Annotated in this window: 11 protein-coding genes; 7 read left to right on the forward strand and 4 right to left on the reverse strand. The window is 73.5% G+C overall.

Features of this window, described 5'->3' with window-relative positions; translation table 11 throughout:
* The first annotated feature begins 79 nt into the window (after positions 1 to 79).
* The 6 genes from VKZ81_RS11510 to VKZ81_RS11535 are packed head-to-tail and all read left to right on the forward strand — an operon-like array spanning position 80 to position 8,702.
* Positions 80 to 2,005, forward strand: coding sequence for a hydantoinase/oxoprolinase family protein (locus tag VKZ81_RS11510; protein ID WP_324241484.1), 1,926 nt, complete (start codon positions 80 to 82; stop codon positions 2,003 to 2,005).
* A 2-nt stretch (positions 2,006 to 2,007) separates the two neighbouring features.
* Complete coding sequence (locus VKZ81_RS11515; protein WP_324241494.1) at positions 2,008 to 2,349, forward strand: acetone carboxylase subunit gamma; 342 nt, start codon at positions 2,008 to 2,010, stop codon at positions 2,347 to 2,349.
* Positions 2,349 to 4,493, forward strand: coding sequence for a hydantoinase/oxoprolinase family protein (locus VKZ81_RS11520; RefSeq protein WP_324241485.1), 2,145 nt, complete (start codon positions 2,349 to 2,351; stop codon positions 4,491 to 4,493). The genes VKZ81_RS11515 and VKZ81_RS11520 overlap by 1 nt, the downstream gene beginning before the upstream one ends.
* Positions 4,490 to 6,607, forward strand: a complete 2,118-nt coding sequence (locus VKZ81_RS11525; protein WP_324241486.1) for a hydantoinase B/oxoprolinase family protein — start codon at positions 4,490 to 4,492, stop codon at positions 6,605 to 6,607. The genes VKZ81_RS11520 and VKZ81_RS11525 overlap by 4 nt, the downstream gene beginning before the upstream one ends.
* The gene (locus VKZ81_RS11530; protein WP_324241487.1) at positions 6,607 to 7,362 is read left to right on the forward strand and encodes a hypothetical protein; all 756 of its coding nucleotides are present in this window, start codon (positions 6,607 to 6,609) and stop codon (positions 7,360 to 7,362) included. The genes VKZ81_RS11525 and VKZ81_RS11530 overlap by 1 nt, the downstream gene beginning before the upstream one ends.
* Positions 7,359 to 8,702, forward strand: coding sequence for a phenylacetate--CoA ligase family protein (locus VKZ81_RS11535; RefSeq protein ID WP_324241488.1), 1,344 nt, complete (start codon positions 7,359 to 7,361; stop codon positions 8,700 to 8,702). Before VKZ81_RS11530 ends, VKZ81_RS11535 begins: the two co-directional genes overlap by 4 nt.
* A 34-nt stretch (positions 8,703 to 8,736) precedes the next feature.
* Here VKZ81_RS11535 and VKZ81_RS11540 read toward each other — a convergent pair whose 3' ends face one another.
* From VKZ81_RS11540 to VKZ81_RS11555, 4 genes are all read right to left on the reverse strand, one after another.
* The gene (locus VKZ81_RS11540) at positions 8,737 to 9,702 is read right to left on the reverse strand and encodes a helix-turn-helix domain-containing protein (protein ID WP_324241489.1); all 966 of its coding nucleotides are present in this window, start codon (positions 9,700 to 9,702) and stop codon (positions 8,737 to 8,739) included.
* A 91-nt stretch (positions 9,703 to 9,793) separates the two neighbouring features.
* Positions 9,794 to 10,339 (reverse strand): winged helix-turn-helix transcriptional regulator, encoded by a 546-nt coding sequence (locus tag VKZ81_RS11545; protein WP_324241490.1) that lies wholly within the window; start codon positions 10,337 to 10,339, stop codon positions 9,794 to 9,796.
* Positions 10,340 to 10,427: 88 nt separating this feature from the next.
* A complete protein-coding gene (locus VKZ81_RS11550) occupies positions 10,428 to 11,618 on the reverse strand; it encodes a thiolase family protein (RefSeq protein ID WP_324241491.1) in 1,191 nt (396 codons plus the stop codon).
* Positions 11,615 to 13,936, reverse strand: a complete 2,322-nt coding sequence (locus tag VKZ81_RS11555) for a molybdopterin-dependent oxidoreductase (RefSeq protein WP_324241492.1) — start codon at positions 13,934 to 13,936, stop codon at positions 11,615 to 11,617. The genes VKZ81_RS11550 and VKZ81_RS11555 overlap by 4 nt, the downstream gene beginning before the upstream one ends.
* Before the next feature lie 430 nt (positions 13,937 to 14,366).
* Here VKZ81_RS11555 and VKZ81_RS11560 point away from each other — a divergent pair.
* On the forward strand, positions 14,367 to 14,813 hold a 447-nt coding region (locus VKZ81_RS11560), incomplete at its 3' end, for a DUF222 domain-containing protein (protein ID WP_324241493.1).

Here is a 14,813-nt window from a genome sequence, read left to right on the forward strand (position 1 = left end):
AGTGAGGGAGAAGACTCCGCCCGAGGCCGCTTCCTAGGCTCCGTCGCGACCCACTCGACGGGGAGGAGCGGCGGCACCCATGGGCGATGCGGCTCGTGCGGACACCGGCTACACGATCGAGATCGACACGGGCGGGACGTTCACCGACGGCTACGTGGCCGGCGCCGACCGGGTGGTCGCGGTGAAGACCGACACCACGCCGTACGACCTGGCCACGGGCGTGCTCGCGTGCGTCGACCGCGCCGCGGAGCGGCTGGGCCTGTCGCGGCCAGAGCTGCTGCGCTCGACCGCGGCGTTCCGGCTGTCCACGACGGTCGGGACGAACACGCTGATCAACCGCTCGGGGCCGGCGGTCGGGCTCCTGCTCGGTGAGGGCGCCTCGCGGGCGGCCGAGCGGCTGAGCCCCGGCCTCCCGCTCGAGCGGGAGCTGATCGCGCCGATCGGCGACGACGGCGCCGACCCCGACGGCATCCGGGCGGCGGTGCGGCACCTCCTGGAGCGGGGCGCCCGGGTGCTGGTGATCGCGCTGTCCGGCGGGCCGCACCTCGCGGACCGGGAGCGGGCGGTCCGGGCGGTCATCGGCGAGTCCTACCCACGCCACTACCTCGGCGCGGTGCCGGTGCTGCCCTCGCACCAGGTCACCCCGGTCGACGACGAGCGCCTCCGCGTGCAGACCGCGGTGCTGTCGGCCTACCTGCACCCGGTGATGAGCAGCTTCCTGTACCGGCTGGAGGACGCGCTGCGCGCCGACGGCTACGCCCGTCCCCTGCTGGTCGCCGACGCGAGCGGCGGGACGTCCCGGGTGGCCAAGACCTCGGCGCTGCGCACGTGGGGGTCCGGCCCGGCAGGCGGGGTCGCGGCGACGGCCACGCTCGCCGCCGCGCGGGAGATCCCGGTGGCCGTCGGGTTCGACGTCGGCGGCACCAGCACCGACATCTGCGTCGTCGTCGACGGGCGGTGGCGCTACGAGGTCCAGCCGAGCATCGAGGGGATCGAGGTCGCCCTGCCCGCGCTCTCGCTGGTCTCCGCCCCGATCGGCGGCGGCAGCATCGCGCGGATCGTCGACGGCGAGCTCACCCTCGGCCCGGACAGCGCGGGCGCCCAGCCCGGGCCCGCGTGCTTCGGGCTCGGCGGCGACCAGGCCACGGTCACCGACGCCGTCTGCCACCTCGGCCTGTTCGACCCCGCCCACTTCCTCGGCGGCCGCAAGCGGCTCGACCCGGCCGCCGCCGAGGCCGCGCTGGAGAAGCTCGCCCAGCCCGCCGGCTGGGGCGTCGACGACCTCGCGACGCGGATCGTCGCGCGCGCCGGGGAGCTGATCGCCGACGCGATCCGGGACCGGCTGCGGGTCGCGGGCGGCGGTGCCGGCCCGGACGGACCCGTCTCGCTGTTCGCGACCGGGGGCGCGGGCGGGATGCTCGCCTGCGCCGTGGACCGGGCGTTCGGCCGAGCGGACCGGTCGTACGACACCGTCGCGTTCCCGGTGAGCCCGGTGTTCAGCGCGTTCGGCCTGTCCCAGCTCGACGTCCGGCACGCCTACGAGGCGTCGAGCAGCTCCCCCGCGCTCGAGGCGGACCTCGCGGCGCTGCGCGAACGCGCGCTCGCCGACATGCGCGCGGAGGGGTTCGGACCGGAGGCGGTCCACTTCGCCGAGGAGACCGAGATCGTCGACGACACCGGCCGCGTCCGGGTGGTCGACGGCCGGGTGGAACGGACCCCCGACGGCGAGCGGCCCCGCGTGGTGCGCCTGATCGCCTCGACCCGGGGCAGGCGCGCGCGGTTCCCCAGCGCCGGTGACGCGCCGCCGGAGCCGGTGGCCCACCGCGAGGTCCGGTGGCCGGACGGGGCCCGGACCACCCCGGTGTTCGCGTGGACCGCGCTCGCCGCGGGCTCGACGATCCGCGGTCCCGCCGTCCTCGAGACGGACGAGACGACGCTCGCCGTGCCGCCGGGATACGCGGCGCACATCGGTTCCATGGGGGAAGCGAGGTTGATGGCCCGGTGAAGATGCAGGTCACGGAGAACCTCGACGTCGACGTCGAGGCGCGGCGGTGGTCCTGCCACCACTGCGGCGCCGACCTCGGCGCCGCCGAGGCCAACTACAAGCAGGGCTGCCTCGTCGCCGCGCGCGACCCGGAGGAGATCTGGCAGCCGCACGTCCAGGAAGAGGTCACCTTCAGCTACAACCGCGACTGGTGCCGCCTCGTCGAGTTCTACTGCCCAGGCTGCGGCTGGCTGATCGAGGTCGAGGTGCTCCCGCCCGGCCACCCGATCACCCACGACATCGAGCTCGACCTCGACGGGCTCGCCGCCGGCGGGCGGGGCGCGGACCCGGGGGTGACGCGCTGATGGGCGCGACCATGGACGTCGACATCGGCGGGACGTTCACCGACTGCCTCGTCACCCTCGACGACGGCCGCACCGCCGCGGTCAAGACGCCGACCACGAAGCACCGCCTCGCGCTCGGGTTCATGAAGACCGTGCAGCAGGCGGCGTCCGAGTTCGGCCTCACGGTCGAGGAGCTGCTGCGGCGCACCGACATCGTCCGGTACTCGACGACCGTCGCGATGAACACCCTGATCCAGCGCAACGGCCCCCGGCTGGCGCTGATCACCACCGCCGGGCACGAGGACGTGCTGCGCATCGCCCGCGCCGCCTCGTGGGCCGACTCGACCACGCCCCAGGATCTGCGCAACGTCGCCCAGATCGACAAGCCGGTGCCGCTCGTCGACCGCTCGCTGGTCGTCGGGGTCCGGGAGCGCATCGACTGCTTCGGCCGGGTCGTGCAACCCCTCGACGAGGAGCACTTCCTCGCGCGGCTGCGCGAGCTGGTCGACCAGGGCGTGCGCGGGTTCGTGGTGTCGCTGCTCTACGGCTACCTCAACCCGGTCCACGAGCGGCGGATCCGCGAGCTGATCGAGACCGAGTACCCGGAGGCCTACCTCGGGGCCGTGCCGATCATGCTGGCCAGCGAGGTGCTGCCGAAGCGCTGGGAGTACACCCGCACCAACACCACCCTCCTCAACGCCTACCTCCACCAGGCGATGTGGGAGGAGCTCGCGGGCATGAACGACGACCTGCGGGCCCGCGGCTACGAGCGCGGGATCATGATGGTGCACAACACCGGCGGCATGGCCGAGGTGTACCGCACCGCCGCGGTCGAGACGTTCAACGGCGGCCCGGTGGCCGGCCTGATCGGCGGGGCCGCGATCGGGCGGCGGCTCGGGCACAAGAACGTGATCGTCGCCGACATGGGCGGCACGAGCTTCGACCTCGGCGTGATCGTCGACGGGTCGACCCGGACCTACGAGTTCCGCCCGGTCATCGACCAGTTCTGGGTGGACATGACCATCCTGCAGACGCGGTCGATCGGCGCGGGCGGCGGCTCGATCGCCTGGGTCAACACCGCGGTCGGCAACCGCCTCGAGGTCGGGCCGCGCGGCGCGGGGTCGCTCCCGGGCCCCGCCGCGTACGGCCTCGGCGGGCGGGAACCGACCGTCACCGACGCCGACCTGGTGCTCGGGCTCATCGACCCCGACAAGTACTTCGGCGGGAACCTGCGGTTGCAGCCCCGCCTCGCCGAGGAGGCGATCCGCACGCACATCGCCGACCCGCTCGGCATCAGCGTGGTCGAGGCCGCGCGGCGCATCCGCCGGATCGTCGACGGCAACATGGCGAACGTCATCGCCCGCGAGACGCTGCTGCGCGGCTACGACCCGAAGGACTTCGTCCTCATGGCGTTCGGCGGCGCCGGGCCGACCCACTGCACCGGCTTCGGCGGCCACCTGGGCATCTCTCGGATCTACGTGCTGCCGACCTCGCCCGTGTTCTGCGCGTGGGGGTCGTCGACGATGCCGGTGGTCCACATCTACGAGCTGTCGCGCCGGCTGGAGCTGCTCTCGCCCGGCGACCAGCGCCCGCTCACCGACCACGCCGCGTTCAACGAGGCCGTCGACACCCTGATCGCGCAGGCGCGGCGCGACCTGCGCGGCGAGGGCTACGACCCCGACGAGGCGTCGTTCTCGCTGGAGCTGGACATGAAGTTCGGCGGCCAGTTCCACGTCCACCGCGCCTCGTCGCCGGTGCTGCACCTGACCGGCGAGGCGGACGTCCGCGCGGTGTACGAGCGGTTCGCCGCCGAGTACGCCGAGGTGTTCAGCCCGTTCAACGTGTTCCCGCAGGGCGGGGTGGAGATCCACAACTTCGTGCTGCGGGCGCAGACGGCGCCGCCGGAGTGGGAGCTGCCGGTGCACCCGCTCGACGGGCCCGACCCGTCGGCGGCGCAGACCGGCACCCGCACCGTGCACTGGGCCGACGGCGACGCCGAGACCCCCGTCTACTCCCAGGAGCTGCTCAAGCCGGGCAACCGCTTCCGCGGGCCGGGGATCGTCGAGGCGCCCTACACGACCGTGGTCGTCGAACCGGGCTTCTCCCTCGAGGTCGACGAGCACCTCAACTACGTCATCACGGCCGACGGCAAGGAGCAGGCATGACCGCGACCGTCCCCGAGACCGCCGCCGAGGTCGCCGAGCACCTGCGGGTCACCCCGATCACGATCAGCCCCTCGACGATGATCGAGTGGACGAAGCCGGAGCCGCTGTCGGACCTCGCCCGCCGGTGCATGGAGTCGCTTCGGCCCGGCGACTACGAGATCTACGACGAGAAGCTGCGCAACGTCCTCGAGGAAGCCCGCGAGGTGTTCGTGCGCAGCGGCGTGACCGGGATGCTGCGCGCCGGCGACCTCATCGTGGCCGTGTACACCGCCAACGGCGACCTCGCCAACGCCTCCGCGGGCACCTACCTGCACTGCGTCACGGCGATGCTCCCGGTGAAGTTCGTGATGCACAAGTACTACGCGAACCCCACCGTCGGGGTGCGCAACGGCGACATCTTCTACGTCAACGAGGCCCGCTACGGCGGCATCCACAACCCCGACCAGATGGCCTTCATGCCGGTCTTCCACGACGGCCAGCTGATCGCGTGGGTCGCGGCGCTGACGCACAACCCGGAGACGGGCGCGGTCGAGCCGGGCGGCATGCCGCTCACCGCCCGCTCCCGCCACGACGAGGGCATGAAGCTCACCCCGATCAAGATCGGGGAGAACTTCCGCGTGCGCGACGACATGCTCGACATGATGGAGAACTTCACCTCCCGGGCACCGCGCATGCAGGCCGTCGACGTCCGGGCCCGCATCACCGGGTGCGACCGGCTGCGGCGGCGGATCGTGGAGCTCGCCGAGGACCGCGGCAACGACTTCGTCCGCGGCCTGCTGGCCAAGCTCGTCGTCGAGGCCGAGCGAGCCACCCGCCGGCGCATCAGCCGCTGGAAGGACGGCGTGTACCGGGCGACCGCGTTCCTGGACACGATCGGGCGGACCTCCTGCCTGGTCCGCGGCTGCCTCACCGCGACGAAGCGGGGATCGGAGATCGTCTTCGACTTCACCGGCACGTCGCCGGAGAACGACGGACCGTACAACTGCTTCCCGCACATCGTCGCGGCGCACGCCGCGGTGACGATGTACGCGTTCCCGTTCCACGACCTGCCGGTCTCCAACGGGGCGCTCGCCCCGTTCACCTGGATCGTGCCCGAGGGCACGGTGCTCAACGCCCACCCGGACGCGGCGATCAGCTCCAGCCCGATGATCAACTCGCTGACCGTCTCGGTGGTGCAGCAGGTGTTCGCGCGGATGATGTTCTCCAGCGAGGACCGCCCGCAGGTGACCGGCAACATCTGCTGCCAGCCGTGCACGCCGCTGATCGCCGGCCCGAACCAGCACGGCGTCCCGCTCGCCGAGCTGGACAACGCGCTGCTCAACACCGACGGCCACGGCGCCCGCCAGGACCGCGACGGGGTCGACGCGTACGGCTTCGCCTACGGGCACTCGACCCGCGCCCCGGACACCGAGGACAGCGAGCTCGAGCAGCAGTTCCTGCGCCTGTACTTCCGGCTGCGCACCGACAGCGGCGGCGCGGGGACCTTCCGCGGCGGGATGGGCACGGAGACCGCGCTCGTGGTGTGGAACGTGCCGTTCGCCGTGTGGACCGTGTACGCGACGTGCAGCTACGCCCCGACCACGCTCGGGGTGTTCGGCGGCTACCCGGCCGCCTCGGCCCCCGGGATCAGCATCACGAACACCGACGTGGTGGAGAAGCTGCGCCGCGGCGACCCCGACCTGCCCCGCGACACCGTCGAGCTCGCCACCCGGCGCGCGATCAAGGGTGAGTACCACTTCGAGCACACCAACCGGGCCACCCGGCCGGCGGTGGAGGGCGACGTCATCGTCGCCACCACCGGCGGGGGCGGCGGCTACGGCGACCCGCTCGCCCGCGACCCCGCGCTCGTCGTGCAGGACGTGCGCAACGGGGCGGTCAGCGATTGGACCGCGCGCACCATCCACCGCGTGGTGTACGACCCGGAGACCTTCCTCGTCGACGAGGAGGCGACACGGGCCGCGCGCGACGAGGCCCGCGCCGAGCGGCTGGCCCGCGGCAAGCCGTGGGCGCAGTTCCTGGAGGAGTGGTCGACGCTGCGCCCGCCGGAGCACACGCTGACCTACTTCGGGTCCTGGCCGGACGGGGTGCGGGAGCGTCCGCTGGAGCGGTACTGATGCCGACGCTCGACGACCTGCTCGCGCGCGCCGGGCGGCGCCTGGTGGGGCCGCTGGGGTTCTGGCACGCCGCCGCGCTCGAGCAGCTGCCCGAGGCGGCGGCGCTCGGCGACCCGGACGCCGCCGCGCGTGCGCTGACCGCCGCGGTGAAGCTGTACGACCTGGACGTCGTGGTCGCCGCCCCGGTCGAGGCGGTCGCGTGGGCCGTGCGCGGGGCCGGCATGCCCGGCGCGCCGGTCGCCGCCGCGGCCGCAGACCACCGGGCGCGGCGCCCGCTGTCCGCCCCGCCCGACGTCGACGCGGTGGCGACCGCGCCCGCGACCGGCTTCCTGGAGGGCCTCGTGGCGCGCCTGAGAACCCTCACCGCGAGCGGGGTGCACACGGCGGTGGCCGTCCCGACCGCCGCCTCGCTCGCCGCGTCCCTCGGGCCCGCGGTCGGCGAGGAGTGGGCCGACGACGCGGTCGGGGCGGTGCTGCGGGCGGTCGGGGCCGCCGAGCCGGACGTGGTGCTGCGCGTCGGCGACGGCGACCGGGCGGGCGTCGTGCCCGGGCTGTGCGGCTTCTTCGACCTCGCGCTGGTGGAGGTCCTGCCCGGGGAGTCGGGGCCGGTGAGCGGCCCGACCGGCGAGGAGTTCGTGGCGGGGTCCCCGGCGGCGGGGCGGTTGGTGACGACGACGACGGAGCTGCCCGCGACGGCGGACCCGAAGGAGGTGGCCGCGCGGGTGCGGTCGCTGCACGCGGAGGGAGGACGATGACCGCTCCGGCCCGGCACTGGTACCCGGAGGAGGCCGACGACTGGGGTGAGCTGCAGGCGCGGCAGGCGAAGGTCCTGCCCGACCTGGTGCGGCGCCTGCGCGACCGCTCGCAGCTGTACGCCGAGCGGCTGGCGGACACCGACCCCGACGGCGTCGACGAGCTCGCGCGGCTGCAGGACCTGCCGTTCACGACCAAGGACGACCTGCGCGCGGGCCAGGCGCAGCGGGTGACCGGGGCGATCCTGGGCCGCCAGCAGGCCGTCGACACCGAGCAGATCGAGCAGGTGATCTCCTCGTCCGGCACGACCGGCACGCCGGTGTACTTCGGCCTCACCCGCGCCGACCGGGAGGCCTGGACCGACGCCATCGGCGCGTTCTACTCCACCGCGGGCCTCGGGCCGGGCTCGGTCGCGGGGCTCTCGACCGGGATGCCCATGGTGGCGGGCGGCATCCCGTACGCCGACGGCATCCGCCGCACCGGCGCCGCGCTGGTGTGGTTCGGCGGACAGACCACCCCGCGCATGGTCGGCACCCTCGAGCGGCTGCGGGTCGACACCCTGGTCGCGACGGCGTCGTTCGTCGCGATGTTCGCCGACCGGGTGGAGGAGGTCCTCGGCAGGCCGGCGCGCGAGCTCGGCGTGCGCACGATCGTCTCCGGCGGCGAGCCCGGCATGGGACTGCCCGAGGTGCGGGCGGGCGTGATGGACAAGTGGGGCGCCACCCGCATCAGCGAGGTCATGGGGCTCGGCGACGTGCTGCCCGGGATCTGGGCGGAGTGCGAGGCCGGGGCGGGCATGCACTTCACCCCGGTGCGGGACGTGCTGGTCGAGCTCGTCGACCCGGACTCGGGCGCGCAGCTGGCCTGGGAGGACGGCGCGAGCGGCGAGCTCGTCTACACCACGATCCGCCGCGAGGCCACGCCGGTGCTGCGGTTCCGCTCCCGCGACCACGCGGTCGTCACCGGGATGGGCTGCGCCTGCGGTCGGCGGACCCCGCGGATCCGCTGCGTCGGGCGCACCGACGACATGCTCATCTACAAGGCGATGAACGTCTTCCCCTCCGCGATCCGCGAGGTGGCGCTGGGCGCGGCGGGGGGTGCGGTGCACGAGGTGGTCCGGATCCGCAAGGCGTCGGCCGAGCAGGTCCGCTTCGACGACCCGATCCCGCTCGAGGTGCAGGCGACGAAGCCCCTCGACGACGCGGCGCTGGCCGACCTGAGGGCCCGGATCGAGGGGGCCGTCCGCGAGCGGCTGCGGGTCCGGGTGGCCGTCGAGTTCGTGCCTCCCGGGACGTTCGCCATCACCGGCGACAAGAACTCGATCGTCTACGTGGCCGGCTAGCGCTGTGATCCCGGCTAGCGCTGTGTGATCCCGGCTAGCGCTGTGTCCGCCCCGCCCGGTACTCCCGCGGGCTCACCCCGTACCGCTCCCGGAACAGCCGGCTGAAGTGCGACGCCCGGGGCAGGCCGACCGCGTTCGCGACCTGCTGGATCGTCATGGCCTCCCCGGGCCCGCCCACCTGCGCGAGGTAGGCCCTGGCCCGCTCGAGGCGGGCCCGGCGCAGCCACTCGACCGGCGTCGTGCCCGCCTCGCGGAACGCGGTGAACAGGTACCGCTCGGAGATCGGGATCGCGGCCGCGACCTGGGCGGGCGCGAGGTCGGGGTCGGCCAGGTGGTCGAGCATGTACCGCTGGGCCCGGTGCAGGATCGCCGACCGCGGCGAGTGCCGCTCGGCGGTCTCCCCGCCCCGTTCGAGCACCGCCGCGGTGGTGAGCTCCACGGCGTTCTTCGCCGCGGCGCACGCCAGGTCGTCGTCGCGGTCGGCCGCGTGGACGCGCAGGGCGAGCAGGGTGGACACGGCGAGGCCGGCGAGCCCGGCCCGCCCGTCCAGGGCCGTCGCGGTCCGGTCGCCGAGCGCCCGCAGCCGCGGCCCGATCCACGCCCGCGGGATCTGGATCATCGTCAGCTGGCAGGGCGTCACGAACTCCGCCGTGTACGCCGCCGCGGAGTCGACGATCGCGAACTCCCCCGGTTTGCGCAGCGGGGCGGCCCGCCCGTCCTGGGCGACGGCCACCTCCCCGCGGCGGAGCACGAACATCACCAGCGTGTCGCTGGGCTCCCGCCGGACCAGCCGGTCGGACCGCACGACGCGGTACGGCTGCGCGGCGACCCGGTCGATCGACAACCCACCGAAGGCGAGCCGGTCCATCCGGCCGGCGAAGCCGTTGCGCTTCGGCACCAGGCTGGTGCCGTGGACGGCGAAGAAGTACCGCTGCACCACCGACTGCCAGTAGTCGGGCTGGTCTGCAGGCGCGACGCCCTTGGTGGTCACGGTCAGCACAGCCGCGCTCCTCGCTCCGTCGTGGACACCCTCGCCCACGATCACCGGTCACGCGCTTGCTGGAAAACCGTAGAGCAGCGCAAACGCCCGGTCAGCCGCGCTTGGGACGATCCTGCGCCGCGACAGAAGACGTAGGCGGCGCGAGCCCGAACCGGCGCTGCACGTCCGGCCGGTGCGCGAGCCGCCGCGGGTAGCCGGGCCCCATCCGCATGTCGGTGTCGTCCGCCTCCAGCGGCTCCTTGCAGTGCGCGCACACGACCTCGGCGTGGGTGTCGTGCCCGCACCTGCGGTGGTGGAAGGTGACCGGCGGCCCCGCCTCGTCGGCGAGCCACCGGTCACCCCACCGCGTCATGGCGGCGATCACCGTGAAGAAGTCCCGGCCCTTGTCGGTGAGCACGTAGTCGTGGCGCACCGGATCGCGCTGGTACGGGCGCTTCTCCAGCAGGCCCTCGTCCACCAGGCGGCGCAGGCGGTCGGTGAGGGTGTTGCGGGCGATGCCGAGCGCCTCCTGGATCTCGTCGAAGCGGTGGAACCCGTAGAACACCTCGCGGAGCACGAGCGGCGTCCACCAGTCGCCCAAGAGGTCCACCGTCCGGGCGATCGAACAGGGCCAGGTGGCGAAGGAGGTCCGCTTCATGACGGCAGCCTCTCAGAGCGTTCCTGCGCCGCTCACCCTCCCGACGAACAGCGCGTTGGCCGGAAGGCGGCGACGGTGCGGCGTCGAGCTACAGGCGCTCGATGATCGTGGCGTTGGCGAGCCCGCCCGCCTCGCACATGGTCTGCAGCCCGTACCGGCCGCCGTGCTGCTCGAGCACCGACAGCAGGGTGGTCATGAGGCGGGCGCCGCTCGCGCCGAGCGGGTGGCCGATCGCGGTTGCCCCGCCGTGGACGTTGACCTTGGCCAGGTCCGCCCCGGTCGCGGCCTGCCAGGCCAGCACGACGCTCGCGAACGCCTCGTTCACCTCGAACGCGTCGATGTCGGCGATCGAGAGCCCCGCGCGGTCGAGCACCTTCCGGGTCGCGGGGATGATGCCGGTCAGCATGAGCAGCGGGTCGTCGCCGGCGACGGCCATGGCGTGCACGCGGGCCCGCGGGCGCAGGCCCAGCCGCGCCGCGGCCTCGCTGCTGGTGATCAGCACCGCGGCGGCGCCGTCGTTGATCGGCGAGGAGTTGCCCGCGGTCACTCTCCACTCCAGGTCCGGGAACCGCTGCTCCCACACCTCGGCCCGGAACGCGGGCTTCAGCCCGGCCAGCACCTCCACCGAGGTCGTGGGCCGAACCGACTCGTCCCGGGTGACCTCGACGAGCGTGCCGTCGGACGGCGCCTTCAGCGGCGCGACCTCGCCGGCGAAGCGGCCCTCGTCCCACGCGGTCGCCGCGCGCCGGTGGCTCTCGGCGGCGAACTCGTCGAGCCGGGTCCGGGAGAGGTTCCAGCGCTGCGCGATCAGCTCGGCGCTGATGCCCTGCGGCACCAGGCCCTCGGGGTAGCGGTCCGCGACGCCCGCGCCGAACGGGTCCTTCCCCGCGACCTGGCTGCCGATCGGCACCCGGCTCATCGACTCGACCCCGGAGGCGATCACCACGTCGTAGGTGCCCGCGATGACGCCCTGGGCGGCGAAGTGGATCGCCTGCTGGCTCGAGCCGCACTGCCGGTCGACGGTCACCGCGGGCACCGACTCGGGAAGCCCGGCCGCGAGCGCCGCCCAGCGGGCGGTGTTGCTGCTCTGCTCGCCGATCTGGCCGACCGCGCCGCTGATCACGTCGTCGACCACGGCGGGGTCGATCCCGGTCCGCTCGACGAGCGCACGGATCGCGTGCGCGTGCAGGTCCACCGGGTGCACGCCGGAGAGGGCCCCGCCGGGCTTGCCCTTCCCCACGGGCGTGCGCACCGCGTCGACGATCACCGCATCCCTCATCGTCTGCTCCCTCGCTCGATCAGTTGCCGGACCCGTTCACGGTCCCGTTCGGCGTGCGCGCGCTCGGCGGGCGTCACGCGTTCCAGGCGGACGGGCACGTCCTTGTGGTGGGGGGTGCCTGCGATCGGGTCGCGGTCGGCGGCGTCGGTGATCAGGTTGATCCGGGGGCCGTGCGTCACCCGGCCACCGCAGCCGTCGGGGACCGCCATCCCGTAGCCGTGCGGCAGCGCGACCTGGCCGCGGCGCAGGGTCTCGTCGACCTCGGCGCGGACCACGATCCGCCCGGCCCGGCTCACGACCGCGACCCAGTCGCCGTCGGTGGCGCCGATCGCGGCGAGGTCCTCGGCGCGGGCCCGCAGCGCGCCGTCGGGGTCGGTGCGCCGCCACGCGGGCGGGCGCAGGATCTGGTTGGCGTTGTGGCTGCGCCGTTGCCCGTTGACCAGCGACAGCGGGTAGTCGGGGTCGGGGCCGTCGCGGCGGGGGTCCAGGCCGGTGAGCCAGTCGAGCAGCTCGGGCACGGCGAGCCGGATGCGCTCGTTGGGCATCAGCGTCCAGACCTCGTCGTAGGTGTGGACGCTGAAGGCGAGCCCGCTGGGGCTCGCGAGCACCCGGTCGAACAGGGCCTCACCGAGCGCGGGGCCGGTCAGGTCGGTTCCGAGCGCCCGTTGCACGGCGGTGGGCATCCGCGCCGCGGCCGCGTGGCAGCCCGGCCACAGGACGGCGGCCGGGGCCGCACCGTCGGGCAGGGTGCGCCCGAGGGTGCGGTAGAGCAGCACGGGCGCGATCGACGGGTTCTCCCGTAGCAGCGGGCCGGCGTGCGTCAGCAGGTTCGGCCGGTCGGTGCGCGCGAGCTCGGTGAGCCGGTCGAGCGTCGGCCGGTCGGGCAGCAAGCCGAGCTCGTCGGCGAGCCGCGCGTAGATCTCCGCCTCCACCAGCGTGCCGGGCAACGGGTCGAACACGGCGCGGCGCAGGTGGAAGTAGTTGGTCGGCCACTCGAAGTCGAAGAACGTCCACTCCCATTTCTCGAACTGGGAGGCGGCGGGCAGGACGTAGTCGGCGAGCGCGGCGGACTCGGTGTAGGCGACGTCGACGACGACCGACAGCTCGCACTCGCGGATCGCCCGCTCGGTCGCCTGTGTGTCCGCGGCCGTGTTGGCCGGGTTGGACGACTCCACCCACAGCACGCGGGCCCGGTGCGGGTGGTCGGTGAGGACCTCCTCGGCCAGCGTGTTGAGCGGGAGCAGGCCGCCGATGTACTCGAAGCCGGTGATCTCCGAGCGTTCGCCGTTCGACTCGCGCCACAGCGGGACCAGCCAGGAGTGCAGCCCGTTGGTGCCCGGACGGCCGAAGTTGCCCGTGAGGAGGAACAGGAGCTTCTCCAGGTAGCTGTTGAGGGTGGAGTTGCGGCCCTGCTGGATCCCCAGCTCGGCGCGGACCGTCATCGCGCCGGCGGCGAGGATCAGCTCGACCGCCCGCTCGACGTCGGCGCGGTCGACCTCGGCGTGGGTGATCCACGCGTCGACCGGGATCGCGCGCAGCGCCGCGGCCACCTGCTCGAAGCCCTCGGTGTGCCGGTCGAGGAACGCCCGGTCGGCGCCGCCGCGGGCCACGACGAGCGCGAGGATCGCCCCGAGCAGGTAGGCGTCGGTGCCGGGCCGCAGCGCGAGGTGCACGTCGGCCATCGCCGCGGTCTCGGTGCGCCGCGGGTCGATCACGATCATCTTCCGGTTCGGGTCGTTGCGGATCGCGTTGACCGCGTGGCGGGCCCGGGTGAACCCGTTGGCCATCCACGGGTTGCAGCCGAGCACCACCAGCAGGTCGCACTCCTCGACGCCCTCGGAGGTGTGACAGGTCTGCGCGCCGAACAGCTTCCCGTTGACCCAGAAGTCGCCGGTCTTCTCCTGCGACAGCGCCCCGAAGAAGCGGGTGGAGTTCATCCACCTCATGAGCGCGAGCCCGAAGCCGCCACCGGAGTGGTTGCCCTGCCCCCCGCCGCCGACGTAGGCGAACGAGCCGGGCCTGCCCGCGGCCGTGTCGGCGTCCCGGACCGCGCGCAGCCGGGCGGCGATCTCGGCGAGCGCCACGTCCCAGCCGATCGGCTCGTGGGTGCCGTCGTGGCGGCGGCGCAGCGGGGTGGTGAGCCGGTCGTCGTGGTCGCCGTACCAGGTGAGCCGCTGGGGTTTCTGGCACAGGTAGCCCGCCGAGCGGGGGTTGTCCCGGTCCCCGCGGACCCGGGTGATCGCCCGGCCCGCGGTCTGCACCTCGAGCCCGCAGTTGACGTAGCAGAGGTTGCACGCGGTCTTGTGCCACCCGCTCACGCGCCACTCCCCGATCTCGATCTGCCGGTCTACCTCCAGAGTTGCTTAATAGGACTCACTGGTCAAGACCGGGGGAGGGCCTCGCCTGCGGGCCGCGCGCGGGTTCTGCAGCGAGGATGCAGGTGGGCCCCGCAGCGGTGGGTACCGACCCCGGGTTCCGCGGGACCCGCTGCGTGACCTCGCCGGCCTCCTGGTGGCGACGCAGAATCCGCGCTCCGCCGCCTCGAATTGGAGATGGCCACCTTCACGCAACCACGCGGCACGAAAGTGGCCATCCTGCAACGCTGGGTTCCGCGGAACCCGATCCACCAGCCCCGAAATTGTCGGACCCGGGTGGGATCCTCACCTCACCACCCAGTGAGGAGGAATCCCCGATGCCCGCGCCATCGTCCCCTTCCCCGCCCCCTTCTCAGCTCTGAGCGATCACGACGTGGAGGTCGGGCTACTCGGGATCGCCGGTCACATCGCCGCCGCCCAATGCCGGTTTCTGCAATACCTGGCCGAGTTCGACGCGCGGAAGCTGTGGGCGGCGCGTGACGGGGTCACATCCTGTGCGCACCGGGTGTCGTGGAAGATCGGCATGAACATCCGCACCGCCGACGAACACCTCCGCACCGCCCGCACCCTCCGCAAGCTCCCACTGATCACCCAGGCATTCGCCGCCGACGAGCTGACCTACTCCACGGTGCGGGCCATCAGCCGCGTCATCGGTGACGACACCTCCACCCTGGAGCGGATCTCCCAGCAGCTCGCCGACGCCACCTCCCACCTGCCCAACACCAGGGCGGCCGACCCGGAAGCCGCCGAGAGAGTCCTCCTCGCTATTGCCCGCTACGGCACCGCCGCCCACCTCGAACGCCTCCCTCGAACTCCGCGC

Source organism: Pseudonocardia sp. (assembly GCF_035305885.1).
Classification (GTDB): Bacteria; Actinomycetota; Actinomycetes; order Mycobacteriales; family Pseudonocardiaceae; genus Pseudonocardia.

What these genes read in the sequence shown, in the direction of transcription:
- VKZ81_RS11530 (WP_324241487.1), top strand. Translation starts at nt 6,607, where the DNA reads ATGCCGACGCTCGACGACCTGCTCGCGCGCGCCGGGCGGCGCCTGGTG.
- VKZ81_RS11510 (WP_324241484.1), top strand. Translation starts at nt 80, where the DNA reads ATGGGCGATGCGGCTCGTGCGGACACCGGCTACACGATCGAGATCGAC.
- VKZ81_RS11520 (WP_324241485.1), top strand. Translation starts at nt 2,349, where the DNA reads ATGGGCGCGACCATGGACGTCGACATCGGCGGGACGTTCACCGACTGC.
- VKZ81_RS11525 (WP_324241486.1), top strand. Translation starts at nt 4,490, where the DNA reads ATGACCGCGACCGTCCCCGAGACCGCCGCCGAGGTCGCCGAGCACCTG.
- VKZ81_RS11535 (WP_324241488.1), top strand. Translation starts at nt 7,359, where the DNA reads ATGACCGCTCCGGCCCGGCACTGGTACCCGGAGGAGGCCGACGACTGG.
- VKZ81_RS11550 (WP_324241491.1), bottom strand. Translation starts at nt 11,618, where the DNA reads ATGAGGGATGCGGTGATCGTCGACGCGGTGCGCACGCCCGTGGGGAAG.
- VKZ81_RS11545 (WP_324241490.1), bottom strand. Translation starts at nt 10,339, where the DNA reads ATGAAGCGGACCTCCTTCGCCACCTGGCCCTGTTCGATCGCCCGGACG.
- VKZ81_RS11515 (WP_324241494.1), top strand. Translation starts at nt 2,008, where the DNA reads ATGCAGGTCACGGAGAACCTCGACGTCGACGTCGAGGCGCGGCGGTGG.